23 protein-coding genes and 1 pseudogene are annotated in these 22,984 nt (G+C 66.1%); 15 read left to right on the top strand and 9 right to left on the bottom strand.

Translation table 11 applies throughout. The annotated features are described in order from the left end of the window. From RT697_RS22530 to RT697_RS22505, 6 genes are all read left to right on the top strand, one after another. Positions 1–2,021, top strand: a 2,021-nt coding sequence (locus RT697_RS22530) for an L-glutamate gamma-semialdehyde dehydrogenase (protein ID WP_313701885.1), incomplete at its 5' end; no start/stop codon positions are given. Between the two features lie 239 nt (positions 2,022–2,260). Continuing rightward, positions 2,261–3,406, top strand: coding sequence for a branched-chain amino acid ABC transporter substrate-binding protein (locus RT697_RS22525; RefSeq protein ID WP_313701884.1), 1,146 nt, complete (start codon positions 2,261–2,263; stop codon positions 3,404–3,406). Between the two features lie 150 nt (positions 3,407–3,556). Then, positions 3,557–4,486 carry a branched-chain amino acid ABC transporter permease gene (locus RT697_RS22520; RefSeq protein WP_312428589.1) on the top strand — a complete coding sequence of 310 codons (930 nt, stop codon included), beginning with the start codon at positions 3,557–3,559 and terminating at the stop codon, positions 4,484–4,486. Beyond that, positions 4,483–5,571 (top strand): ABC transporter permease subunit, encoded by a 1,089-nt coding sequence (locus tag RT697_RS22515; protein ID WP_313701882.1) that lies wholly within the window; start codon positions 4,483–4,485, stop codon positions 5,569–5,571. Before RT697_RS22520 ends, RT697_RS22515 begins: the two co-directional genes overlap by 4 nt. Beyond that, positions 5,568–6,371, top strand: coding sequence for an ABC transporter ATP-binding protein (locus RT697_RS22510; RefSeq protein WP_313701880.1), 804 nt, complete (start codon positions 5,568–5,570; stop codon positions 6,369–6,371). The genes RT697_RS22515 and RT697_RS22510 overlap by 4 nt, the downstream gene beginning before the upstream one ends. Next, complete coding sequence (locus RT697_RS22505) at positions 6,368–7,096, top strand: ABC transporter ATP-binding protein (protein WP_218344733.1); 729 nt, start codon at positions 6,368–6,370, stop codon at positions 7,094–7,096. Before RT697_RS22510 ends, RT697_RS22505 begins: the two co-directional genes overlap by 4 nt. Positions 7,097–7,141: 45 nt before the next feature. Here RT697_RS22505 and RT697_RS22500 read toward each other — a convergent pair whose 3' ends face one another. The 3 genes from RT697_RS22500 to RT697_RS22490 form a co-directional block, all read right to left on the bottom strand. Beyond that, positions 7,142–8,407, bottom strand: a complete 1,266-nt coding sequence (locus tag RT697_RS22500) for a CoA transferase (RefSeq protein ID WP_313701878.1) — start codon at positions 8,405–8,407, stop codon at positions 7,142–7,144. A 21-nt stretch (positions 8,408–8,428) separates the two neighbouring features. Then, a complete protein-coding gene (locus RT697_RS22495; RefSeq protein WP_218344735.1) occupies positions 8,429–9,217 on the bottom strand; it encodes an enoyl-CoA hydratase/isomerase family protein in 789 nt (262 codons plus the stop codon). A gap of 62 nt (positions 9,218–9,279) precedes the next feature. Beyond that, positions 9,280–10,275: a tripartite tricarboxylate transporter substrate binding protein gene (locus tag RT697_RS22490; RefSeq protein ID WP_313701876.1), complete on the bottom strand. Its 996-nt coding sequence runs from the start codon at positions 10,273–10,275 to the stop codon at positions 9,280–9,282. 129 nt (positions 10,276–10,404) lie between these two features. On the opposite strand from RT697_RS22490, the gene RT697_RS22485 reads away from it, so the two are divergent. Further along, positions 10,405–11,109, top strand: a complete 705-nt coding sequence (locus RT697_RS22485) for a GntR family transcriptional regulator (RefSeq protein ID WP_313701875.1) — start codon at positions 10,405–10,407, stop codon at positions 11,107–11,109. 35 nt (positions 11,110–11,144) lie between these two features. On the opposite strand, the gene RT697_RS22480 is transcribed toward RT697_RS22485, so the two are convergent. Then, complete coding sequence (locus tag RT697_RS22480; RefSeq protein ID WP_313701873.1) at positions 11,145–12,428, bottom strand: MFS transporter; 1,284 nt, start codon at positions 12,426–12,428, stop codon at positions 11,145–11,147. A gap of 126 nt (positions 12,429–12,554) precedes the next feature. On the opposite strand from RT697_RS22480, the gene RT697_RS22475 reads away from it, so the two are divergent. Continuing rightward, a complete protein-coding gene (locus RT697_RS22475) occupies positions 12,555–13,190 on the top strand; it encodes a TetR/AcrR family transcriptional regulator (protein WP_313701871.1) in 636 nt (211 codons plus the stop codon). 172 nt (positions 13,191–13,362) lie between these two features. Then, positions 13,363–13,584 (top strand): XRE family transcriptional regulator, encoded by a 222-nt coding sequence (locus RT697_RS22470; RefSeq protein WP_312428572.1) that lies wholly within the window; start codon positions 13,363–13,365, stop codon positions 13,582–13,584. Positions 13,585–13,661: 77 nt separating this feature from the next. Here the strand turns inward: RT697_RS22470 and RT697_RS22465 are convergent, their stop codons facing one another. Both RT697_RS22465 and RT697_RS22460 read right to left on the bottom strand, forming a co-directional pair. Then, positions 13,662–14,951, bottom strand: a complete 1,290-nt coding sequence (locus tag RT697_RS22465) for an Nramp family divalent metal transporter (protein ID WP_313701869.1) — start codon at positions 14,949–14,951, stop codon at positions 13,662–13,664. A 129-nt stretch (positions 14,952–15,080) separates the two neighbouring features. Next, positions 15,081–15,506, bottom strand: coding sequence for an OsmC family protein (locus RT697_RS22460; RefSeq protein WP_105239466.1), 426 nt, complete (start codon positions 15,504–15,506; stop codon positions 15,081–15,083). A gap of 291 nt (positions 15,507–15,797) precedes the next feature. On the opposite strand from RT697_RS22460, the gene RT697_RS22455 reads away from it, so the two are divergent. The 6 genes from RT697_RS22455 to RT697_RS22430 all read left to right on the top strand — a co-directional run bounded on the left by RT697_RS22455 (position 15,798) and on the right by RT697_RS22430 (position 21,339). After that, entirely contained in the window at positions 15,798–16,952 is a 1,155-nt protein-coding gene (locus RT697_RS22455; RefSeq protein ID WP_313701867.1) for an ABC transporter substrate-binding protein, read from the top strand. A gap of 178 nt (positions 16,953–17,130) precedes the next feature. Continuing rightward, positions 17,131–18,042: an ectoine/hydroxyectoine ABC transporter substrate-binding protein EhuB gene (gene ehuB, locus RT697_RS22450; RefSeq protein WP_313701865.1), complete on the top strand. Its 912-nt coding sequence runs from the start codon at positions 17,131–17,133 to the stop codon at positions 18,040–18,042. Positions 18,043–18,051: 9 nt separating this feature from the next. Next, positions 18,052–18,705, top strand: a complete 654-nt coding sequence (ehuC, locus tag RT697_RS22445) for an ectoine/hydroxyectoine ABC transporter permease subunit EhuC (RefSeq protein WP_312428550.1) — start codon at positions 18,052–18,054, stop codon at positions 18,703–18,705. After that, complete coding sequence (gene ehuD, locus RT697_RS22440) at positions 18,702–19,373, top strand: ectoine/hydroxyectoine ABC transporter permease subunit EhuD (protein WP_105239462.1); 672 nt, start codon at positions 18,702–18,704, stop codon at positions 19,371–19,373. The genes ehuC and ehuD overlap by 4 nt, the downstream gene beginning before the upstream one ends. After that, entirely contained in the window at positions 19,370–20,140 is a 771-nt protein-coding gene (gene ehuA, locus RT697_RS22435; protein WP_105239461.1) for an ectoine/hydroxyectoine ABC transporter ATP-binding protein EhuA, read from the top strand. Before ehuD ends, ehuA begins: the two co-directional genes overlap by 4 nt. A gap of 86 nt (positions 20,141–20,226) precedes the next feature. Next, positions 20,227–21,339, top strand: a complete 1,113-nt coding sequence (locus RT697_RS22430; RefSeq protein WP_313701863.1) for an NADH:flavin oxidoreductase/NADH oxidase — start codon at positions 20,227–20,229, stop codon at positions 21,337–21,339. 119 nt (positions 21,340–21,458) lie between these two features. On the opposite strand, the gene RT697_RS22425 is transcribed toward RT697_RS22430, so the two are convergent. The 3 genes and pseudogenes from RT697_RS22425 to RT697_RS22415 all read right to left on the bottom strand — a co-directional run. After that, a complete protein-coding gene (locus RT697_RS22425) occupies positions 21,459–22,109 on the bottom strand; it encodes a dUTPase (protein ID WP_313701887.1) in 651 nt (216 codons plus the stop codon). Positions 22,110–22,201: 92 nt separating this feature from the next. Then, entirely contained in the window at positions 22,202–22,753 is a 552-nt protein-coding gene (locus RT697_RS22420) for a hypothetical protein (RefSeq protein WP_313701862.1), read from the bottom strand. A 13-nt stretch (positions 22,754–22,766) separates the two neighbouring features. Continuing rightward, a pseudogene (locus RT697_RS22415) lies at positions 22,767–22,984 on the bottom strand (hypothetical protein); the annotation flags it as partial.

The raw sequence follows: 22,984 nt of genomic DNA, 5'->3' as shown, positions 1-22,984 counted from the left end.
ATGGCAATCCGCAGGACGGCGCCCGCGCCAACTCGGCCGGCCTGGATCTCAGCAACGAACATCGACTGGGCTCGCTGTCCGCCGCGCTGCTTGCCAGCGCCGGCACGCCGTGGCGCGCCGGACCCATGCTGGGCGAAGACGGCGAGGCCTGGGATGCCTCGCGCGCCATCGAAGTGCGCAACCCCGCCAATCTGCGTGACGTGGTGGGTCATGTCATCGAGGCCCAATCCGGCGACGTCGAAGTCGCGCTGCGTTCGGCGGCCAATGCCGCGCCGATCTGGCAGTCCACCCCCGTGGCCGAGCGCGCCCAGTGCCTGCGCCGCGCCGCCCAGCTGCTGGAAGAGCAGATGCAGACCCTGCTGGGCCTCATCGTGCGCGAAGCCGGCAAGTCGCTGCCCAACGCCATCGCGGAAGTGCGCGAGGCCGTGGACTTCCTGCGTTACTACGCCGACCAGGCCGAGCAGGAATTCAGCAACGACACGCACCGTCCGCTGGGCACCGTGCTGTGCATCAGCCCGTGGAACTTCCCGTTGGCCATCTTTACCGGGCAAGTCGCCGCCGCGCTGGCGGCGGGCAACACCGTGCTGGCCAAGCCGGCCGAGCAGACCCCGCTGATCGCGGCGCAAGCCGTGGCCATCCTGCGCGCGGCCGGCGTGCCCGCCGGCGCCGTGCAGTTGCTGCCGGGCCGCGGTGAAACCATCGGCGCGCAACTGGTGGCCAATCCTGGCGTGCGCGGCGTGATGTTCACGGGCTCGACCGATGTCGCGCGCATCATCGCCCGCACCCTGGCAGACCGCCTGGACGATGACGGCCACACCATCCCGCTGATCGCGGAAACCGGCGGCCAGAACGCCATGGTGGTGGACTCGTCGGCCTTGTCCGAGCAGGTCGTGTTCGACGTGCTCAGTTCGGCCTTCGATTCGGCCGGCCAGCGCTGCTCGGCTCTGCGCGTGCTGTGCGTGCAGGAAGACAATGCGGATCACGTGCTGACGATGCTGCGCGGCGCAATGCGCGAGCTGGCCGTCGGCAACCCGGATCGCCTGTCGGTTGACGTGGGTCCCGTGATCGACACCGAAGCCCGCAACGGCATCCAGCGCCACATCGAAACCATGCGCACGGCCGGGCATCGCATCGACCAGGTCGAATTGAACGGCGAATGCCGCCATGGCACCTTCGTGCCGCCGACCATCATCGAGATCGACAACGTCAGCGAGCTGACCCGTGAAGTCTTCGGGCCGGTCCTGCACGTGGTGCGCTACAAGCGCGACGAACTCGACGCGCTGCTCGACGCCGTCAACGGCACGGGTTACGGGCTGACGTTCGGCGTGCATACGCGTATTGACGAAACCATCGCCCACGTGACCGGCCAGGTCCACGCCGGCAATGTCTACGTCAACCGCAACATCGTGGGCGCCGTGGTGGGCGTGCAGCCGTTCGGCGGCGAAGCGCTGTCGGGCACGGGTCCGAAGGCGGGCGGTCCGCTGTACATGTACCGCCTGCTGGGTACGCGCCCCGCAGGACTGCCGCCGGCGCTGGACGCCGCGGCGCCGCTGCCGCAGCGCATCGCGCTGCCCGGCCCGACGGGCGAGACCAACACCTATATGGTCGAGCCGCGCGGCGCCGTGTACTGCGTGGCCGCCACCGAGGCGGGCGCGCGGGCGCAATGGTCCGTGGCCCGGCTGACCGGCAACCATGCCTGGTTTGCGGACACGCCGGCGGCGCAGGCGCTGCTGGCGACGCTGGACGCCGACCAGCAGGGCCAGGCAGGCATCCTTTCGGACGCGGACGTTGACGAGGCGGACTACCAGGCCGTGTTGTTCGAAGGCGACGGCGATGCGCTCAAGGCGCTGAACCAGCGCATCGCGCGGCGTCCCGGCCCCATCCTGGCGGTGCATGGCCTGACCTCCGACGCCTTGGCGGCGGGCGCCAGCTACGTGCCGGAACGCCTTCTGACCGAGCGTTCCGTCAGCGTCAACACGGCGGCCGCAGGCGGCAACGCCAGCCTCATGACCATCGGTTAAGCGTGACCAGGGGTAACCCTCGGGAAACTGAGGGTTATCTCCAATATCGGGCTAGGTTGCACTGGAACGAAAATCCGGTCGCACCTCTGGTCTGGCTGCCGCAATCCGGCATTCAGGCTCTGCAGAAAATGCATGCGCGGGACCCGGCCATCACTGGGCCCGCGGTAGTAAAAAACCAAAAGCCTGGCTAAAAGCTCAGGTATAACAAGGCCTTAGTCCGATATATCGGAGGATTCCCCATGAAGTTCCGCACCACTTTGAAGCTTCTCGCTGCAAGCATCGCCGCCGCCGGCATGACGGCCGCCGTGCAGGCCGCCGACGTCAAGTTCGGCTTTGCAGCCCCGCTGACCGGTCCCCAGTCGCACTACGGCGAGGACATGCAGAACGGGCTGAACCTGGCCCTCGAAGAAGCGAACAAGAAGGGCATCAAGATTGACGGCGAGACCGCCAAGTTCGTGCTGGTGTCGCGCGACGACCAGGCTGATCCGCGCGTGGGCGTGCAGGTCGCCCAGCAGCTCGTCGACCAGGACGTCGTGGGCATCCTCGGCCACTTCAACTCGGGCACCACGATTCCCGCTTCGCGCGTCTACCACGAAGCCGGCCTGCCGCAGATCGCCATGGCGACCTCGCCCGAATACACCAAGCAGGGCTACGAAACCACGTTCCGCATGATGACCAGCGACACCCAGCAGGGCGCCGCGGTCGGCAAGTTCATCGTGCAGAACCTGAAGGCCAAGAAGGTCGCGATCATTGACGACCGCACCGCTTACGGCCAAGGCCTGGCCGACGAAGTCGAGAAGGCCGTCAAGGCCGCGGGCGGCCAAGTTGTGCGCCGCGAATACACCACTGACAAGGCCAACGACTTCACGGCCATCCTGACCAACATCAAGGGTTCCGCGCCTGACGCCATCTTCTACGGCGGCCTGGACGCGCAGTCCGGCCCGATGAAGCGCCAGCTCGCCACGCTGGGCCTGAAGGCCCCGCTGGTGTCCGGCGAAATGACCCGCAGCGACACCTTCATCAAGCTGGCCGGCGACGCCGCCGACGGCACCTACGCCTCGCTGGCCGGCGTGCCGCTGGACCAGATGGCCGCGGGCAAGGACTTCGATCAAAAATACCAGGCCCGTTTCAAGAAGGCCCCCGGCGTGTACGCGCCGTACGCCTACGACGGCGCCTGGAACATGATCACGGCCATCGAAGAAGCCGGTTCCGCCGACCCCGAAAAGTACCTGCCCAAGCTGGCCAAGCTGAACCGCAAGGGCGCGACGAGCGAGCACATTTCCTACGACGACAAGGGCGATCTGAAGGAAATCTCGGTCACCATCTACGAAGTCAAGAACGGCAAGTGGGAGATGGTTGAAACGATGGTCAGCCAGGCTAACTAAGCCGGCTTGAACGAGGGCGGAACCTGGCTGCGCCACGATCCGCCCGCTTTGTCCGCATGCGCCGTCCGGCGCTGCGGCGCGCGACGCGCGGCCACGCCTTTGCGCCCTGGCCGCCCCGCGCGATTCTTCCAGGCTTATTCAGCGGCCCCTATGGATATCTTCATTCAACAACTGATTAACGGCGTCACGCTCGGCAGCGTGTACGCCCTGGTCGCCCTTGGCTACACCATGGTGTACGGCATCATCGGGCTGATCAACTTCGCGCATGGCGACGTCGTCATGATCGGCGCGATGGCGGCCACCACGGTCGCCATTTCGCTGGTGGGCGGCGATCCCGGCGCCTCGGCTTTCGTGGTGCTGGGCGTGGGCCTGCTGGTCTCCGTGCCGCTGTGCATGGCGGTGGGCTGGACGGCCGAACGCGTGGCGTACCGGCCGCTGCGCCGCGCGCCGCGTCTGGCGGCGCTGATCACCGCGATCGGCGTGTCCATCATCCTGCAGAACGTCGCGATGATGGCCTGGGGCCGCAACTACCTGAACTTCCCGCAAGTGCTGTCGCCGCAGGTGTTCGAGTTTGCCGGCGCGCGCATGAGCACGCTGCAGATCGCCATCGTCGTGATCGCGGCGCTGATCATGGGCGGGCTGCTGGCCGTCGTGCACAAGACCCGGCTGGGCACCGCGATGCGCGCCACCGCGCAGAACCGCGAGGTCGCGGGCCTGATGGGCGTGAACATCAACACGGTGATCTCGGCCGCCTTCCTGATCGGCTCGGCGCTTGCCGCCGTCGCCGGCATGATGGTCGCCACGTATTACGGCGTGTCGCAATACACGATGGGCTTCATGCTGGGCCTGAAGGCGTTCACCGCCGCGGTGCTGGGCGGCATCGGCAATCTGGTTGGCGCGATGGCCGGCGGCCTGCTGCTGGGCATCATCGAATCGCTGGGCGCGGGCTACATCGGCGACCTGACGGGCGGTTTCCTGGGCAGCCATTACCAGGATGTGTTTGCGTTCTTCGTGCTGGTGCTGGTGTTGATCTTCCGTCCCTCGGGTCTCCTGGGTGAACGGGTGGGGGATCGCGCATGAGCACGCATACGAAGAAAAGCGGGTTCTCGACCCGCAACCTGATCGGCATCGCGCTGATCGGCCTCGTGCTGGCCGTGCTGCCGTTCGTGATCGGCATGGCGGGGCAAAGCTGGGTCCGCATTCTGAACTTCGCGCTGCTGTACGTGATGCTGGCGCTGGGCCTGAACATCGTGGTGGGCTTTGCGGGCCTGCTGGACCTGGGCTACATCGCGTTCTACGCGGTGGGCGCCTACACCTGGGCATTGCTTGCGTCGCCGCATTTCGGGCTGCACCTGCCGTTCTGGGCGATCCTGCCGATCGCGTTGGCGGTGGCGTGCCTGTTCGGCGTGCTGCTGGGGGCGCCGACACTGAAGTTAAGGGGCGACTATCTGGCGATCGTTACGCTGGGGTTCGGCGAGATCATCCGCATCTTCCTGAACAATCTGAACGCGCCCATCAACATCACCAACGGGCCGCAGGGCATCAACCGCATCGACACCTTCAAGGTCGGCGAGTTCGTGTTCGGCCGCACGCAGAACCTGATGGGCATCCGCTTCACCGGGCCGGAAAAGTACTACTACCTGCTGCTCGCGCTGACGCTGATCATCATCGTGGTCTGCGTGCGGCTGCAGAATTCCCGCATCGGCCGCGCGTGGGAAGCCATCCGCGAAGATGAAATCGCCGCCAAGGCGATGGGCATCAACACGCGCAATATCAAGCTGCTGGCCTTCGCAATGGGCGCGTCGTTCGGCGGCGTGGCCGGCGCGCTGTTCGCGTCGATGCAGGGGTTCGTCAGCCCCGAAAGCTTCTCGCTCATGGAGTCCATTTCGATCCTGTGCATGGTGGTGTTGGGTGGCATGGGCCACATTCCCGGCGTCATCCTGGGCGCGCTGATCCTGGCGGCCTTGCCGGAGTTTCTGCGCGCCGTGGTGGAGCCCGTCCAGCACATGCTGTTCGGCGAAGTCGTGCTGGATCCGGAAGGCATCCGCATGCTGCTGTTCGGCCTGGCGATGGTGTGCGTGATGCTGTTCCGTCCGGCTGGCCTGTGGCCATCGGCGGTGCGCAAACGCGAACTTGCCACCAAGACCCAAGGAGGCGCGGCATGAGCAAACTGCTGCAAGCCCAGGGACTGGGCAAGCGATTCGGCGGCCTGCAGGCCTTGTCGGACGTCAGTTTCGATATCGAACAGGGCGAGATCTACGGCCTGATCGGCCCCAACGGCGCGGGCAAGACCACGCTGTTCAACGTGCTGACGGGCCTCTACATTCCCGAGGAAGGCACCTGCACGTTCAACGGCGAATCCATGTCGGGCAAGAAGCCGCACGAGGTCGCGTATGCGGGCCTGGCGCGCACCTTCCAGAACATCCGCCTGTTCGCCAACCTGAGCGCGATCGAAAACGTGATGATCGGCCGCCACATGCGCACCCGCGCCGGCGTGCTGGGCGCGGTGCTGCGCACGCGTGCGACGCGTGCCGAAGAGGCGGCCATCGAGGCGCGCGCGCAGGAACTGCTGGACTACGTCGGCATCGGGCATCGCGCCAACGACGTAGCGCGGTCGTTGCCGTATGGCGACCAGCGGCGCCTGGAGATCGCGCGTGCGCTGGCCACGGATCCCAAGCTGCTGGCGCTGGACGAACCTGCCGCGGGCATGAACGCGTCGGAGACGGTGGTGCTGCGCAAGCTGGTCGAGAAGATCCGCGCGGACGGCGTCACCGTGCTGCTGATCGAACACGACATGAAGCTCGTCATGGGCCTGTGCGATCGCGTGCTGGTGCTGGAGTACGGGAAGGTGCTGTCGATGGGCAAACCCGCCCAGGTGCAGCGCGATCCCAAGGTCATTGAAGCGTATCTGGGCGCCGGCGCTGCCCAGGATCCGCTGATCCACAACGAGGGCCAGGCAACATGACGGCATCCCAACCCCTGCTCGAGCTGCGGGGCCTGCAAGTGTCCTACGGCGGCATCCGCGCGGTGCGCGGCATCGATCTGCGCGTGGACGAAGGCGAACTGGTCTGCCTGATCGGCGCCAACGGCGCGGGCAAGAGCACGACGCTGCGCGCCATCTGCGGACTGGTGCCGCTGGCCGGCGGCGAAGTCGTCTACGCCGGGCAATCCATCGGCGGCCAGAAGTCGCATGAACTGGTCCGCAAGGGCCTGGTCATGGTGCCAGAGGGCCGAGGCATTTTCGGGCAGCTGACCATCGAGGAAAACCTGGCGATGGGCGGCTACATCCGACGCGACGCGGCCCAGATCCGGCAGGATACGGATCGCGTCTTCACCTTGTTCCCGCGTCTGGCCGAACGCCGCAAGCAGGCCGCCGGCACGCTGTCGGGCGGCGAGCAGCAGATGGTGGCGATGGGCCGCGCGATGATCGCGCGTCCCAAGCTGCTGCTGCTGGACGAACCGTCGATGGGCCTGGCGCCCTTGATGGTGGAAAAGGTGTTCGAAGTGGTGCGCACCATTGCCAGCGAAGGCGTGACGATCCTGCTCATCGAGCAGAACGCGCGCCTGGCCCTGGAAAACAGCCATCGCGGCTACGTGATGGAGTCGGGCGAGATCACCTTGTCCGGCCCAGCGCGCGACATGCTGCACGATCCCAAAGTGCGCGCGGCGTACCTGGGCGAAGTGGAGTAATCAGGCGGACGCAAGGCGGTCTTGCCGCCTTGCGTTCCCTCAGCTTCAGGCCTGCACCGGCTCACGGTCCACGGCCGCGACCACCCCGGCGCCGATCAGCGCGTCGATCTCTTCCTTGCCGTAGCCGAATTCCCCCAGGATCGCGATGGAATCCTCGCCCAGCCGCGGTGCGGCGCGATGGTAGCGGGCGGGCGTGGCCGACAGTTTCACGGGCATGCCCACGGTGCGGACCTTGCCGGCCACGGGATGATCCTGTTCCACCACCATTTCACGCGCCAGCGTCTGCGGGTGCGACAACGCCTGCGCGATCGAGTGCACGGGGCCCGCCGGAACACCCGCGTCGTCGAAGATGTCCAGCCATTCCTGCGCATCACGGGTCTTCAGGATGGCGGAGATTTCCTCCACCAATTCATCGCGGTTCTGCATGCGGTCGCGGTTGCGGGCAAAGCGCGGATCTTCCGCCCACTCGGGCCGGTCCAGCGCCTGCGCGATGCGCTGCCAGTTCTTTTCGTTGGCGCCGCCGATGATGATCCAGTCGGAGCGGGTAGGAAACGCCTGGTAGGGCGCGCTCAGCACATGTGCCGACCCGGTGGGGCCGGGCGAGACGCCGCTGCCGAAATAGATGGCGGCGTGCCAGTAGAGCTGCTGCAGGCTGGCTTCCAGCAGCGAGGTCTCGACGATCTGGCCTTCGCCGGTGCGCTGCTTGTGCTGGTACGCGGCCAGCACGCCGAAGGCCGCCAGCAGGCCCGCGTTGATGTCGGCGACCGAATTGCCCGTGCGCAGCGGCGGGCCGCCGGGCTCGCCGGTGATGGCCATCAGGCCTGAAAACCCCTGCGCCACCAGATCGAAGCCGCCCTTGTCCGCAAAGGGGCCCGTCGTGCCGTAGCCGGACACGGCGCAATAGATCAGGCCCGGATTCTCCTTGCGCAGCGTCTCGTAGCCCAGCCCCAGCTTTTCCATCGTGCCCTTGCGGAAGTTCTCGGTCACCACGTCGGCGTCGCGGATCATGCGCAAGAGGACCTTCTTGCCCTCGGGGTGCTTCAGGTCCAGCGCGATGGCGCGCTTATTGCGGTTGAGCATCAGGTAGGGCGCCGAGATGCCGTTGATCTGCGGGTCGCGGTACTGGCGCGAATCGTCGCCGCCGTCGATCTTTTCGACCTTGATGACGTCGGCCCCCAGGTCGGCCAGCATCATGCCGCAGGTGGGGCCGGCCATGATCTGGGACAGCTCGATGACGCGCATGCCGGCAAGCGCGCCGGCGGGGGCGGTGGAGGTGGGGGAGCGGCCGGAGCCGGGGGTGTCGTTGTGCATGCGGGTTCCTCGATCTCTCGTTCAGCGGCCGGTAAATTGCGGCTTGGCCTTGGCCAGGAAGGCGCGATAGCCCGCGCGGAAGTCTTCGGTATCGAAGCAGTCGAAAGCCTCGTCGCGGTCGGCGTCCGTCAGCGTCTTGCCCTGCACCAGATTGCGCACGAATTTCTTGTGCCAGCGGGCCACCAGCGGCGCGCCATCGGCGATCCGGCGTGCGGCCGCCTGCGCCTCGTCGGCCACCTTGTCGTCCGCCACCACGCGCGAGACGACGCCCAGGCGCAAGGCTTCAGCGGCGTCGAAAATGTTGCCTTCCAGCAGCACCTGCAGCGCGACGGTCGGGCCGACCAGCCGAACCAGCGGCGCCAGCTCCGAGTACGACATCACGAGACCCAGATTCTTGATGGGCACGCCGAACCGCGAGCTTTCGCCGCAGATGCGCAGGTCGGCCAGGCTGGCGATCTCCAGCCCGCCGCCCACGCAGATGCCGTGGATCTGCGCGACCACCGGGTGGCGGCAGCCGCCGATCGCCTCGATCGTGCGGCGCATGACGGCGCCGTATTCCACCGCCTGGCGCTTGTTGCTGCGCGCGGTCTCGAATTCGCCGATGTCGTTGCCGGGCGAGAACGCCTTCTCGCCCGCGCCGCGCAGCAGCACGCAGCGCACGCCGTCGTCGCGGTCCAGTTCGAGAAACGTGTCGCCCAGCAGCCGCCAACTGTCGATGGTGAACGCGTTGAGTTTTTCGGGCCGGTTCAGCACCACGGTCGCGATGTCGCCGTTGCGCTCGAGCAGGATGGGGGTAGCGGTAGCAGTCATGAGGTTCCTTTTGCATGCGCGGGGGCGGGGCCCCGCCGGATGGGTCGGGCCAGCGTCGGGGCTTACTGCTTCTTCAGGCCCAGGCTGGCGGTGAGCTTGCCGTACTTGCTCCACTCATCCCGCACGTAGGACGCGAAGGCCGCGGGGGTTTGCGGACCGCCGCCCAGGTCCATGCCCTGGTCGGCCAGCTTCGCCGCGATCTCGGAATCGGCAAGCGTCTGGGCCAGCGCCCGATCCAGCTTGTCCATGATCGGACGGGGCAGTTGGGCGGGCGCGAGGACGGCGTACCACTGCACGACGTCCAGACCTTTGATGCCGGATTCGGCCAGCGTCGGGACGTCGGGCAACCGCTTGCTGCGTTCCGGGCTGGTCACGGCCAGCGGACGCAGCTTGCCGGCCTGGATCTGGTTGATCGCGCCGGGCAGCGTGTCGAAGTTCAGGTCCACGTTGCCGCCGAGCAGATCGGTCATGGCCTGGCCGCTGCCTTTGTAGGGCACGTGCTCCATGGACACGCCGGCAATCTGCGAAAACCGCGCGGCGCTCAGGTGCTGCGGACTGCCCATGCCGGATGAGGCGTACAGCAGTTGCTTGGGCTTGGCCCGGGCGTCGTCCACCAGGTTCTGCACGGTGGTGTAGGCATGCTTGGTGGGGTTCACGACCAGCACGTTGGGCACGGACCCGATGTACCGCACCGCCGTGAAATCCTTGTTGGGGTCGATGTTGGACTGCACGACATAGGGGGCGGCGACAGTGGATTGCATGTTGGCCAGGAGCAGCGTGTAGCCGTCAGGGTCGGCCTTCACCACGTAATCGGCCGCGATCAGCCCGGAGGCGCCCGGCTTGTTCTCGACCACGACCTGCTGGCCGAGCAGGGTGGACAGTCGCGCGGAAAGAATCCGGGCCGACACGTCGGTGCCGCCGCCCGGGACGAACCCGACAACCAGGCGAATGGGACGTTCCGGCCATTTCGAGTAGTCCTGCGCCAGGGCGGGGCTGGCGGCCGAGAGTCCGGCGGACAGCGTCAGTACGCCGATCCAGGCGCGAGCATGCTTTTTCATAGGGTCTCCTTTGGTGGATGAGGCCTGCCCAGGGGCTGCTTGCTCTATGATTTGGGTCAGGTTGGTATGCCGTTGGTGTTTGGTATACCAGATACAAAAAATAGTCGAAGTCGCGAGCATGAACAACCCATGGCTAACCCTGAAACCCTGATTGCCGACGTGTCCGTCCCCGATTTGGCCATCCACCATCCCACCTTGCCGGCGGTCGTGGCGGAGCGCCTTCGCCAATTGATCATCGACGGCACCCTCAAGCCGGGCACCTGGCTGAACGAACGGGATCTGTGCGATCAACTGAAGATTTCCCGCACGCCGCTGCGTGAGGCGTACCGGATGCTGGCCTCGGATGGTCTGGTGACCTTGCAGCCCAAGCGCGGGGCGATGGTGATCGAACTGTCTGCCGAAGACATCGAAAACATCTTCGACGTGCTGTCGGTGCTGGAGGGGCTGGCGGTGCGCAGTGCCGCCGAGCGCGCGTCCGAGGCGGAGCTTGCCCAGATCGCGCGTCTGCATGCGCAGATGCTTGAAAACTATGAGAAACGCGATATCCGCGCGTACTTCGCGGCCAGCATGGGCACGCACATCGCAATCAATCGCGCCGCGCACAATCCGGCGCTGTCACATTCCTACGACCGGTTGAACCTGCAGGTGCAGGCGTTGCGCTACAAATCCAATTTCGACCTGGATGAATGGACGACGGCGGTGGCGGACCACGAGGCCTTCGTGCAGGCGCTGTTGGCGCGCGATGGCGAACGCGCCGAAGCGCTGATCCGCAAGCATGTCGGCGGCAAGAAGGCCTACAACCTGCGCGGCCGGACCGGAAACGGCGCGGCCTGATGGCATGGCGGCGGGCGCCGCCATGCGGTTGGGAATCAGGCGGGCTGCGCGACCACGCGCTTTCTGCCGATCATCAGGGCAAGCACGGCGGCGATGATGCCCGTCGCGCCCGACACCACGAAGGCCATCTGGTAGTTGCCCTGCGCCTCGCGCAGCGCGCCCGCCATCCAGGCGGCGCTGGCCGCACCCATCTGGTGGCCCGCCACGATCCACCCGAAGACAATGGATGCGTCGCGTTCGCCGAACGCTTCCGTCGTCAGGCGCAGCGTCGGCGGCACCGTGGCGATCCAGTCCAGGCCGAAGAAGATTGCGAAGATCGACAGGCTGTAGAACGAGAAGTCGGAGTAGGGCAGGTACATCAGCGACAGGCCGCGCAACGCGTAGTAGACGAAGAGCAGCTTGCGCGGGTCGTAGCGGTCGGTCAGCCACCCGGATGCCGTGGTGCCGAGCAGGTCAAAGATGCCCATCATGGCGAGCAATCCGGCTGCCTGCACCTCGGGCATGCCGTGGTCGCCGCAGAGCGCGATCAGGTGCGTGCCGACCAGTCCGTTCGTGGTGAATCCGCACACAAAGAAGGTGGCGAACAGATACCAGAACGTGCGGGTCTTGGCCGCGCGCGCCAGCGTGCCGAACGTGGCGGCCACCATGCCGGTGCGCGGGGCGGCGGGCGCGGGCGGCGCGTGCGGATCGCTGCCGAACGGCACTAGGCCCACGCTGGAGGGACGATCGGGCACCAGCCACCACGCCAGCGGCACCAGCGCGGCTGCGGCGCCCGCCACCGTCCAGACCACGCGCGTCCAATCGCCGGACGAGGCCAGCGCGGCCAGGACCGGCAGAAAAATGAGCGTGCCGGTGGCGGCGCTGGCGGTCAGCAGGCCCATCATCAGTCCGCGGTGCTTGACGAACCAGCGGTTGACCACCGTGGCGCCCATGACGATCGCCACGGCGCCCGAACTGAGACCTGAGAACACGCCCCAGGTCATGAGCAGGTGCCAGGGCTCGGTCATGTACGCGCTGACGGCGCTGGAAGCCGACATCAGGATCAGCGCAGTGATCAGCACCCGCCGCAGCCCAAAGCGTTCCATCGCGGCGGCCGCAAACGGACCCACCAAGCCGTATAGAAAAATGCCCAGCGCCGCGGCAAACGAAATGGAGCTGCGGCTCCATCCAAACGTTTCTTCCAGCGGCACCAGCAGCACACTGGGCGAAGACCTCAGGCCGGCCGCGACCAGCAGAGACAGAAAAATCACGCCGACGACCACGAACGCATACTTCTGGCCGGCGCGGCGGAAAGGGAAGGGAGGCTGGGCTATACTCATGTTACTGACCGGTACGTATTGGGATTGGCGCATAGTACGTACCGGTCAGTAACATCGTCAAGCGTTTTTTGGCGACCCTGTTTCCGGAGCGACCATGCATGTCGTCCCGCAGAAAAGGAGCCCCGTATGGCCAGCAAGACTTCTCCCGCCGCCGACAGCGACAGCAAGACCGGCAAATCCGCGTCCAAGCCGCTTCTGGCGGCCGACCGCATCCGCAAGACCGCCCGCGAGATGTTCTACCGCGACGGCATCCGCGCGGTGGGCGTGGACGCCATCGTCACCCAGGCGGGCGTGACCAAGCCCAGCTTGTACCGCAGCTTTTCCTCGAAGGACGAATTGGCCGCCGCATACCTGCGGGACTACGACGCCGAATTCTGGGCACGCTTTGACGCCGCCTGCGCCGCGCATCCCGGCGACCCGCGCGCCCAGTTGCTCGACTATCTGACCGGCATGGCCGGCCGCGCGGTGCAGAACGGTTATCGCGGTTGCGGGCTGACGAACGCGGCGGTCGAGTACCCGGAATCGGAACATCCCGCCCGCGCCGTCGCCGTGGAGCACAAGCGCGAACTGCGCCGCCGGCTGAACGCCATGGCTGCCGGGATGGGGGCGGAGGACCCGGAAGCGTTGGCCGACGGACTGCTGCTGTTGATCGAGGGCGCCTTCGTCTCCAGCCAGCTTTTTGGTGAAGGCGGGCCGGCGGGCAGGGTGGCTGCGATGGCCGACAAGCTGATTCAGGCGCATCTGCCCCGCCATCCGGGCTAGGGCGCCCGCACAAAAGCGGTGCGTAACCCTGTGCGGCGCGCACCGTTTTGGTGGTGTTTGTCCCCATTGCGCAACGCCGAAAAAAATGTTTGTTATTTTTATTGCAACGCAGCATACGTGGATCTAAGATGGCTTCACGTTGTTCCACATCGCTTTTCTCAAGGAGAGAATCATGAGCGATACCGCGTTGAAAAATGCCCGTATGTCGGATGCGCTGGAGCGGTCCCTGATCCGCGAGGCCATCAAGGCGGAAACCCTGTCTGGTCCTTATGCTGGCTCGCGCTGGTTGCGCCTGAAGCTGCGTATGGCCGCACTGGGCGGTGCCGTCGGCGAGGTCCTGCACAATATGGACGCCGGCCGTCGTCAGCACCCGGTAGTCTCCGCCTACCACTGAAGTCCCCCGCTAGAAAAAACGCCAGCTTTGATCGCTGGCGTTTTTTTTTGTCCGCCGCAAAGCGCGGCGTGGCGCGGTCAGGCGACGAGGTCCAGCAGCAGGTAGCCGTCCAGCACGATGATGCCCACCGTGGCGCCGATGGCGGCCCAGGCCCACGCGCCGCGCAGCACATAGGCGCCCATCAACGGCTTGCGGCACGCCAGCACCACCAGCGGTCCCAGCGCGAAGGGCAACGCCAGGCTCAGGATGACCTGGCTCAGCACCAGCAACCCGTCCGGATCCTTGCCACCTGTGAACGCCAGCAGGCCGACGGCGGCGACGCCCGCCACCACACGCGTCATCAGCGCCCGGCGGCGGTCCGACCAGTTGCTGCCCACCTGGAATCCCTGCGACAGGATGCGGCCAGCCAGCACGCCCGTGATGGTGGAGCTTTGCCCGGCTGCATACAGGGCCACGGCAAACACCACCGCTGCGCCGATCCCCAACGTGTGGCCGATCACCGCATGCGCGTCGTCCAGGCTGGACACCACCATGCCGGAACCGGACAGCGACGCGGCAGCGACGATCATGATGGCCGCGTTGATCAGCATCGCCACGCCCAATGACACGATGGTGTCGTTGCGCGCCACGCGCATCGCCATGCCGCGCGCCTGCGGGGGCAAGCCCTGCGCCCGCTGCGCCAGCGTGCCGGAATGCAGGTACAGGTTGTGGGGCATTAGCGTCGCGCCAAGAATCCCCAGCGCAATCAGGAACCCCTGCGGATCGCGCAGCGCCTTGCCGGTCTCGGTCACGCCGTGCGCCACTTCCGTCCAGGCCGGATTGGCCTTGAACAGCAAAAACACGAACGACAGCGCCACCACTGACAGCAGCAGGGCAATCACGCGTTCATGGCGGTCGGCGTTGCCGCGCGTCAAGGCCAGCACGGCAAAGGTGCCGATGCCCGTGACCGCAACGCCGGCGATCAGCGGCAGGTTGAACAGCAGGCGCAGCGCAATCGCGCCGCCGATCAGTTCGGCCAGCGCGGTCGCCAGAATGGCGGCCTCGCCGGCCAGCCAGGCGGCTTTGGCCAGACGGGGCGACAGGTGGCGGGCGGTGAGGGTGGCCAGATCCTGGCCGGTTGCCAGGGCCAGGCGCGATACGAGCACCTGAAAGCCAAGGGCCAGAAAGGCCGACGTGATGACGACCATCAGCAGGCCATAGCCGAAGCCGCTGCCGCCGGCGATGTCGGTGGCCCAGTTGCCCGGGTCGATGTAGCCGACGGCTACCAAAATGCCGGACCCGACCATGCGGCGCAGGTTGGCGGAAATCCGCGCGTCCTGCGCCAAGGCGGCATTGCCGCCTGAAATCGCGTAGATGAATCCGGTCATGCGTCGCTCCTGAGAATGGTTCTCATTGTCCGGAGGCGACATTGCACCGTCAAATTGATTTTGGCCACGCCCGGGATAGGGCGCGCCAATGATCCGGCCCCCGTTTGGAAGCCGGATCGCCCGCGGAGATCAGGACTTGAGCTTGGCGTCCATGGAGATCTTGGCGTTCAGCACCTTGGAAACCGGGCAGCCCTTTTCGGCCTTGCGCGCGGCTTCTTCGAAAGCCTGGGCGGAGGCGCCCGGGATGACGGCTTCGACGGTCAGGTGGACGGCGGTGATGGAAAAGCCGTCATCGACTTTGTCCAGCGTGACTTCGGCCTTGGTGTCCAGGCTGTCCGCGACCAGGCCGGCCTCGGAAAGGATGTTGGACAGCGCCATGGTGAAGCAGCCGGCGTGCGCGGCGCCCAGCAGCTCTTCGGGGTTGGTGCCCGGCGTATCGCCGAAACGGGTATTGAAGCCGTAGGGTTGGCTCTTGAGCGCGCCGCTCTGCGTGGAAATCGTGCCTTTGCCAGTCTTCAGATCGCCCGACCAGGCGGCGGATGCGGTTTTCTTCATACAGGACTCCTGTGTGGGAACGCGGCCGCTCGCGGCGCGTTCTGGGTGGGAGAGGCGCCGTCCCGCGGACGGCGCGCCTTGCCTCAGGCGGCACCGTCGATGATACGGCCCGCTACCCCAGCCGTTGCGGAAAACGCCGGTACGCAACGGCAAGCCGATGTAACGGCATGCCGGCTCCGCACACCCGCCACGCACCAGGCGATGGCAATGGGCCGACCGCATCAAGTGGCGGTCATGTCGCATCAGGCAAAATAGCGCCATCTCCTTCACTTCTTCCCAAGAGCCGTAGTCATGCCTCGCATCCTTGCCCGCTACGCCTGCGCTGTCGCGCTGGCCGTTCCCGTCCTGTCCGCTCAAGCCGAAATCGTGATCGGCGTGGACGTGTCCACCACGGGCCCCGCCGCCGCCATCGGCATCCAGACCAACAACGCGATCCGGCTGTGGCCCAACACCCTGGGCGGCGAACCGGCGCGCTACGTGGTGCTGGACGACGGCACGGACGTGAGCCGCGCGGTCAAGAACATGCGCAAGCTGACGTCCGAAGACAAGGTCGACGCCATCGTCGGTCCCAACATTACGGCGTCTGCCTTGGCCGGACTGGACGTGCTGGCCGAGACCAAGACGCCGATGATCGCGCTGGCGGCGTCCAGCGTCATCGTCGAGCCGCAGTCGGATCCCAAGCGCACCTGGGCCTTCAAGATGCCGCAGAACGACTCGCTCATGGCGACCGTGCTGGTCGAGGACATGAAGAAAAAAGGCCTGAAGAACGTGGCCTTCATCGGCTTTGCGGATTCGTACGGCGATAGCTGGTGGAAAGAGTTTTCGGCCGCCGCCGGCTCGGACCTGAAGATCGTCGCGCAGGAACGTTTCCAGCGCACCGACGCCTCGGTCGTCGGGCAGGTGCTCAAGGTCATTGCCGCCAAGCCCGACGCGGTGCTGATTGCCGGCTCGGGCACGCCGGCGGCGCTGCCGCAAAAGACGCTGCTGGAGCGCGGTTTCACCGGCGCCGTCTACCAGACGCACGGCATCGGCACGCTGGAGTTCCTGCAGGTGGGCGGCAAGGACGTGGAAGGGACGCTGTTCCCCACGGGTCCGGGCGTCGTGGCGCGCGAGCTGCCCGATTCCAACCCGGTCAAGAAGGTGGCCGTGGAATTCGCCGACAAGTATGAACAGCAATATGGTCCGAACACGCTGACGCAGTTCGCTGGCGACGCCTACGGCGCATATATGCTGCTGGACTCGGCCGTGTCGCGCGCCCTGAAAACCGGCGCCAAGCCCGGCACGCCGGAATTTCGCCTGGCGCTGCGCGACGCGCTGGAAAACACCCGTGATCTGATCGTGCCGAACGGCGTGCTGAACATCACCAAGGACAATCACCAGGGGTTTGACGAGCGTGCCCGCGTGATGGGCACGGTCAAAAACGGGCGCTTTTCCTACGCCGAATAATTGGTGCCATATCTCTGTACCGTTCGTAACGTGTCCTAACGCTCCATAGGGCAACGGACGCCAAAAGCAGGCTTAGGCCTGCTTTTTCATGCCTATATCATTCGTGTCCGAATCATTTCTTAGCGTATTATTTTTAGTGAAGCCATGCACCTAGAAATAAATTCGGGAGAAATCATTCATGACCCTCATCCAATCCAGACGACTGTTGCTGGCACTTAGCCTGGGCGTGCTCGCCGCATGTTCGGACTCGGGCGGCGACAAGTCCGCGGCCGGGGGCGGCGCGGCCGCCAGCAACGCCAGCACCCTGGAAGCGGCCAAAACGGCGGGCAAGATTCGCATCGGCTATGCCAACGAGGCGCCGTTTGCGTACATGGATAGCAAAGAGGCCAAGGTCACCGGGGAATCCGTGGAAATCGCCCGCGTCGTGCTCAAGCGCATGGGCATCAACGAAGTCGAAGGCGTGCTGACCGAGTTTGGATCGCTGATCCCCGGTCTGGCCGCCAAACGCTTCGACATCATCGCGGCCGGCATGTACGTCACGCCCAGCCGTTGCCAGCAGGTTGCGTTTTCCAATCCGACGTATGGCGTCGGCGAAGCGTTCCTGGTCAAGCAGGGCAATCCCAAGAATCTCCATAGCTACGAAGACGTGCTCAAGAACCCGGACGCCAAGCTGGGCGTCGTGGTCGGCGCGATCGAGGGCGAGTACGCCGAAAAGGTCAAGATCCCGGCCGGCCAGGTGGTCGTGTTCCCGGATGCCGTCAGCGCGCTGTCCGGCGTGCAGGCCGGCCGGGCCGACGCCTATGCTGCCACCGCGCTCACCGTCAATGACTTGATGGGCAAGACGCAGGAGGGCAGCGGGCTGGAGAAGGCCGATCCGTTCACCGATCCGGTCATCGACGGCAAGGGCGTGCGCGGTTACGGCGCTTATGCCTTCCGCACGGACGACAAGGCCTTCGCGGACGCGTTCAACGCCGAACTCGCTAAATTCATCGGCACCGACGAACACAAGCAGCTGGTGGCGCCGTTCGGCTTTACCGCCGATGAACTGCCCCAAGGGGTGACCGCGGACAAGCTCTGCAGCGGACAGTAAGGGGCGCCGATGCAGCTGATGTCTGAACATATCGCGGAGCTGGTGCCGCCCCTGCTCGAGGGGCTGGCCGTCACGCTCCAGATCATGGCGGGCGCGGTGGTCCTGGCGGTGCCGCTTGCGCTGCTGTCCGGGATCGGGCGCCTGTCTTCCCTGCGGCCGGTGCGGTGGACGGCCTCGGTCTACGTCGAGGTCTTTCGCGGCACGTCCGCCCTGGTGCAGCTCTTCTGGTTCTACTTCGTGCTGCCGCTCTTTGGGGTTCAGCTGCCGGCCATGCTGGTCGGCATCCTGGTGCTGGCGCTGAACGCGGGCGCGTACGGTGCGGAAGTGGTGCGCGGCGCCATCCGGGCCGTTCCACCCGGTCAGCGTGAAGCCGGCGTGGCGCTGAACCTCACGCGCCGCCAGATCATGCAGCGCATCGTGCTGCCGCAAGCGGTGCCCGCCATGTTGCCGCCGGCGGGAAACCTGCTCATCGAGCTGTTGAAGAACACCGCGCTGGTGTCGCTGATCACCATCACCGACCTGACCTTCCGCGGCCAGTTGCTGCGCAGCGAAACCCTGCGCACGACCGAAATCTTCACGCTGATGCTGCTGATGTACTTCGGTGTGGCGCTGCTGATCACCGCGGGCGTGCGCCTGCTTGAGCGGAGGGTCCGAGTCCGATGACACCGATATTCGACTGGTCTTTCGCACTGGAAATCCTGCCCACGCTGGGCTCGGCGCTCGTCATCACCATCCAGGCCACCGTGCTCGGCATGCTGGTCGCGGTCACGTTGGGCCTGGTGCTTGCGATGCTTCGCCGATCCAGACTGCGCATCGTGTCGCTGCCCACGGCGTTCTTCATCGAGTTCGTGCGCAGCACGCCGCTGCTGGTGCAGATGTATTTCCTGTTCTACGTCCTGCCGTTGACGGGGGCGCAGATGTCGCCGCTGATGACGGGGATCGTGGCGCTGGGCCTGCACTATGCCACCTACTGCGCCGAGGTCTACCGCGCCGGCATCGAGGCCGTGCCGCGCGGCCAATGGGAAGCCGCCACGGCATTGAACATGTCGCGCTGGCGTACGGCGGTGGGCGTGGTGCTGCCGCAGGCGATCCCGCCCGTGGTGCCCGCGCTGGGCAACTACCTGGTGGCCATGTTCAAGGACACCCCGCTGCTGTCGGCCATCACGGTGGTTGAGCTGCTGCAGCAAAGCAAGATGATCGGATCGGCGACGTTCCGGTACACCGAACCCCTGACCCTGGTGGGCCTGCTGTTCCTGGCGCTGAGCCTGGTCGCGGCCTGGGGCGTGCGCGGCCTGGAGGCCCGCCTGCAACGATTTGGAGGAAAGCGATGAGCGCCAGCGTAAGCATCAAGAATCTGCACAAGCGTTTTGGAGACGTGGAAGTCCTGCGCGGCATCAACCTCGAGATTCCGGCCGGGCAGACGGTGGCCGTCATCGGCCCGTCGGGCTCGGGCAAGTCCACGTTGCTGCGCGTGCTGATGACGCTGGACCCGCCCACCAGCGGCGAGATCGAGATCGACGGCGAACCCATGTGGACCGACGCGCAGGGCCGCCCCGCCGGCGTCAACTCCGAACACCTGCGCAACGTGCGCGGCAAGATCGGCATGGTGTTCCAGCACTTCAACCTGTTCCCGCACATGACGGCGCTGGGCAACGCCATGGAGGCGCCGCTGCACGTGCTGGGCATGCCGCGCGACCAGGCGCGCGATCGCGCCGTCGAGTATCTGGAGATGGTGGGGCTGGGCGACAAGCTGGACGTCTATCCGGCCCAGCTGTCGGGCGGACAGAAGCAGCGGGTGGGCATCGCGCGCGCGCTGGCGATGTGTCCGCAGGTCATGCTGTTCGATGAAGTCACGTCCGCGCTGGATCCGGAACTGGTCGGCGGGATCCTGCAGATCCTGCGCGACCTGTCCGCCCGCCGCAGCATGACGATGATCATCGTCACGCACCAGATGAAGTTCGCCGAACGCAGCTCGGACCGCACGCTGTTCTTTGACCAGGGCAACATCGTCGAGGACGCGGAATCGTCGGTGCTGTTCAGCCAGCCCAAGGAAGCGCGCACGCGCCAGTTCCTGGATTCGGTGATCGAAGGGCAGTAGTTAACCCTGCCGGGGGCGTTGGGATTGGCGGCGTTTGCATGTCCGGGCGCTATGCTGTGTCGTCCAACGCACCCGGAGCCCCCTGCATGAGCCATCTGTTCAGCCCCACGTCAATCGGCAACGTCGAATTGCCCAACCGCATCGTCATCGCGCCCATGTGCGAATACTCGGCGGAAGAGGGCCGCGCCACCGACTGGCACATGATCCACTTGGGGCACCTGGCGCTGTCGGGCGCGGCGTTGCTGTTCACCGAAGCCACCGCGGTCGAGGCCGATGGCCGCATCTCTCCCGGAGACCTCGGCCTGTGGTCCGACGAGACCGAGGCCGCACTGGGCAAGGTGGTTGCCGCCGTGCGCCGCTATTCGCCCATTAAGCTGGGCATCCAATTGGGACATGCCGGCCGCAAGGCATCCAGCGATGCGCCCTGGAACGGCGGCCAACTGGTGCCCGAAAGCGAAGGCGGCTGGCTGGGCTGGGCGCCGTCGGCCGTGCCGCACAACGCGCACGAACCCGCACCGCATGCGCTGGACGATGCGGGTCTTGAACGCATCCGCAGTGCATTCGTCGACAGCGCCCGCCGCGCGCTGCGCCTGGGTTTTGACGCCATCGAGGTGCACGCCGCGCACGGCTATCTGCTGCATCAGTTCCTGTCGCCCCTGTCGAATCAGCGCGACGACGCGTACGGCGGATCCTTGGAAAACCGCATGCGCTTTCCGCTGGAAATCTTCCAGGCGCTGCGCGAGATCACGCCGCCGTCCGTGGCGCTGGGCGTGCGCGTGTCGGCGACCGACTGGGTGGAGGGCGGCTGGGATCTTGAACAGACCCTGGTGTTCGCCGAGGCGCTGAAGGCGCGCGGCTGTGAGTTCATCGACGTGTCCAGCGGCGGCGTGTCGCCGCAGCAGAAGATCCCGGTGGGGCCGAATTACCAGGTCCCGTTCGCCGAAGAGATCAAGCGCCGCATCGGCATGCCGACCATTACGGTGGGCCTGATTACCGAGGCTCAGCAGGCCGAGGACATCCTGGCGCAGGGCAAGGCCGACATGGTCGCGCTGGCGCGCGGCATGCTGTACGACCCGCGCTGGCCGTGGCACGCGGCGGCGGAGCTGGACGGTCAGGTCAGCGCGCCGAAGCAATACTGGCGGTCGCAGCCGCGCGAGTTGAAGGCGTTGTTTGGCGAGACGCGCTTCGGGCAGCGGTAGGCTGTCAGGCAAGACCAATGAAAAAACGCCGCGATGCGGCGTTTTTTCGTCAGACTTTTGCGGGCAGCTTGTCGTGTCGACGTTTTGCAGGCCGCCCTTGCCGTCACCGGCCATGCAGCTTATAGCTTGGCGTACGCGGCTTCCAGCTCGCGATGCAGCACGTCGGCGAAGTCCGCGCTGGCGGGATCCTGCTGCGACAGCAGGCGCGCCAGCACGACGTTGTCTTCCTCGCCGTTCCAGATCTTGATGTAGGTGCCTTCCTTGTAGCCGTGCTGCTGGCGGAAGATGTTCAGCACGTTCTTGGACACGTACTGCGTGTAGGCATCGTTCCAGGTCATCTCGCAGGCGGTCATCGTCTGCTCAAGGACCTTGAAGCTGGCCCGGCCGCAAACGGCCAGCCCGCCGATCAGCTCGAGCAATTCCGGCACGTTCAGCGTGTCCAGGGCATAGGTCTTGCCGTCCAGCGCGACCGTCGCCGGCGTGGCCAAGTCGGCGACCAGCGCGCGCGCAGCGGCTTCGACGTCGCCGCCCGCCTGGACAATCGTGTGCGACAGGTAGAAGTGCAGGATGTCGACCAGTTCCATCTGGACCTGCGGCAGGTCGATGGTCTGCTTCTTCCACCACTTCCAGCCGTAGTGTTCCAGGGCTTCGGCCGATTCAACGAATGCGGCGCGCAGGAAGCGGGCGCCGCCGTTGACCCAGTCCGGATTGATCATGCTGTTCAGATGGCCTTGCAGCTTCAGCATCGTGGCCGCCTGGGCCTGGTTCAATCCGACTACGTTGTTCACTTTCACTCCGGGAGGGGGCTGGTTCAATGGCCGGAAATGTTAGCACCAACGCCAGTCGGCCACGCCCCGGCGATTCAGGCGCCGTCCTTGCGGTATGACGACTGGGTCAGAGGCGGCAGCTTGTTCAGCGGCGATTTGCGCGGGTTGCGCGCGCTGCTGGCCGCCTTGAACAGCATGAAGGCAAAAAACGCCAGGAACACGGCGGGCATCAGTTCGTCCAGTTCGAACCGGGGGCTGTGAAACGCGCGGAAAGCGATGTTGGCCGCGGCCCAACCCGCCATGATGCCGGCCACCGTCAGTACGGCGCCGATCTTGCGCGACCGTGCCTGCCGGGCGAGCGTGATGTTCGCCTCGTCGGGCTGGCCCGGGAACGTCGCCAGAGGCGCCTGCGTTGCGGTGCGCGAACGTGATGACGAAGATCCGGTGTTGCCCCAGGGCGCGTCCGACAGCGAGCCGGGCGTCGGGGAGGGCGGTACGGCCACGGGCATTGGCACGGCAACCGGCGCCGTCTGCCTGCGCGCTTCGCGCCGGCTGGCGATGCGGCCCGGCGAAGCGCCTTTCGCGTTGGTCAACTCTTCGATATAGCGCGCGAAATCGCCGTTCTTGGGCTCGGCATCGATGGCCATGACGCTCTCCGGATCAATTGCCCCGCCGCACGCGCACCGGTTGGCGGCGCTTGCGCACCATGGCGAGGAGAAGCCCGCATCCTAGCAAAACCGAGAGCCCCGCGCCGATCATCATGGCGATCTGCTGTGCGTTCTGCGCCGCGCCCAGGCTGCGCGCGGTGATGTAGCCCGGCGCCAGCATCAACGGCATCCAAAGCACGGCTGACAGCACGTTCGCCAACTGGAAGCGGG

Source organism: Achromobacter sp. (assembly GCF_032113835.1).
In the GTDB taxonomy this organism is placed as follows: domain Bacteria; phylum Pseudomonadota; class Gammaproteobacteria; order Burkholderiales; family Burkholderiaceae_B; genus Achromobacter.
Note: the sequence above shows the minus strand (reverse complement) of the source record. Positions and strands in the feature narration are given on the sequence as shown.

What these genes read in the sequence shown, in the direction of transcription:
- RT697_RS22525 (WP_313701884.1), top strand. Translation starts at nt 2,261, where the DNA reads ATGAAGTTCCGCACCACTTTGAAGCTTCTCGCTGCAAGCATCGCCGCC.
- RT697_RS22520 (WP_312428589.1), top strand. Translation starts at nt 3,557, where the DNA reads ATGGATATCTTCATTCAACAACTGATTAACGGCGTCACGCTCGGCAGC.
- RT697_RS22515 (WP_313701882.1), top strand. Translation starts at nt 4,483, where the DNA reads ATGAGCACGCATACGAAGAAAAGCGGGTTCTCGACCCGCAACCTGATC.
- RT697_RS22510 (WP_313701880.1), top strand. Translation starts at nt 5,568, where the DNA reads ATGAGCAAACTGCTGCAAGCCCAGGGACTGGGCAAGCGATTCGGCGGC.
- RT697_RS22505 (WP_218344733.1), top strand. Translation starts at nt 6,368, where the DNA reads ATGACGGCATCCCAACCCCTGCTCGAGCTGCGGGGCCTGCAAGTGTCC.
- RT697_RS22500 (WP_313701878.1), bottom strand. Translation starts at nt 8,407, where the DNA reads ATGCACAACGACACCCCCGGCTCCGGCCGCTCCCCCACCTCCACCGCC.
- RT697_RS22495 (WP_218344735.1), bottom strand. Translation starts at nt 9,217, where the DNA reads ATGACTGCTACCGCTACCCCCATCCTGCTCGAGCGCAACGGCGACATC.
- RT697_RS22490 (WP_313701876.1), bottom strand. Translation starts at nt 10,275, where the DNA reads ATGAAAAAGCATGCTCGCGCCTGGATCGGCGTACTGACGCTGTCCGCC.
- RT697_RS22485 (WP_313701875.1), top strand. Translation starts at nt 10,405, where the DNA reads ATGGCTAACCCTGAAACCCTGATTGCCGACGTGTCCGTCCCCGATTTG.
- RT697_RS22480 (WP_313701873.1), bottom strand. Translation starts at nt 12,428, where the DNA reads ATGAGTATAGCCCAGCCTCCCTTCCCTTTCCGCCGCGCCGGCCAGAAG.
- RT697_RS22475 (WP_313701871.1), top strand. Translation starts at nt 12,555, where the DNA reads ATGGCCAGCAAGACTTCTCCCGCCGCCGACAGCGACAGCAAGACCGGC.
- RT697_RS22470 (WP_312428572.1), top strand. Translation starts at nt 13,363, where the DNA reads ATGAGCGATACCGCGTTGAAAAATGCCCGTATGTCGGATGCGCTGGAG.
- RT697_RS22465 (WP_313701869.1), bottom strand. Translation starts at nt 14,951, where the DNA reads ATGACCGGATTCATCTACGCGATTTCAGGCGGCAATGCCGCCTTGGCG.
- RT697_RS22460 (WP_105239466.1), bottom strand. Translation starts at nt 15,506, where the DNA reads ATGAAGAAAACCGCATCCGCCGCCTGGTCGGGCGATCTGAAGACTGGC.
- RT697_RS22455 (WP_313701867.1), top strand. Translation starts at nt 15,798, where the DNA reads ATGCCTCGCATCCTTGCCCGCTACGCCTGCGCTGTCGCGCTGGCCGTT.
- ehuB (WP_313701865.1), top strand. Translation starts at nt 17,131, where the DNA reads ATGACCCTCATCCAATCCAGACGACTGTTGCTGGCACTTAGCCTGGGC.
- ehuC (WP_312428550.1), top strand. Translation starts at nt 18,052, where the DNA reads ATGCAGCTGATGTCTGAACATATCGCGGAGCTGGTGCCGCCCCTGCTC.
- ehuD (WP_105239462.1), top strand. Translation starts at nt 18,702, where the DNA reads ATGACACCGATATTCGACTGGTCTTTCGCACTGGAAATCCTGCCCACG.
- ehuA (WP_105239461.1), top strand. Translation starts at nt 19,370, where the DNA reads ATGAGCGCCAGCGTAAGCATCAAGAATCTGCACAAGCGTTTTGGAGAC.
- RT697_RS22430 (WP_313701863.1), top strand. Translation starts at nt 20,227, where the DNA reads ATGAGCCATCTGTTCAGCCCCACGTCAATCGGCAACGTCGAATTGCCC.
- RT697_RS22420 (WP_313701862.1), bottom strand. Translation starts at nt 22,753, where the DNA reads ATGGCCATCGATGCCGAGCCCAAGAACGGCGATTTCGCGCGCTATATC.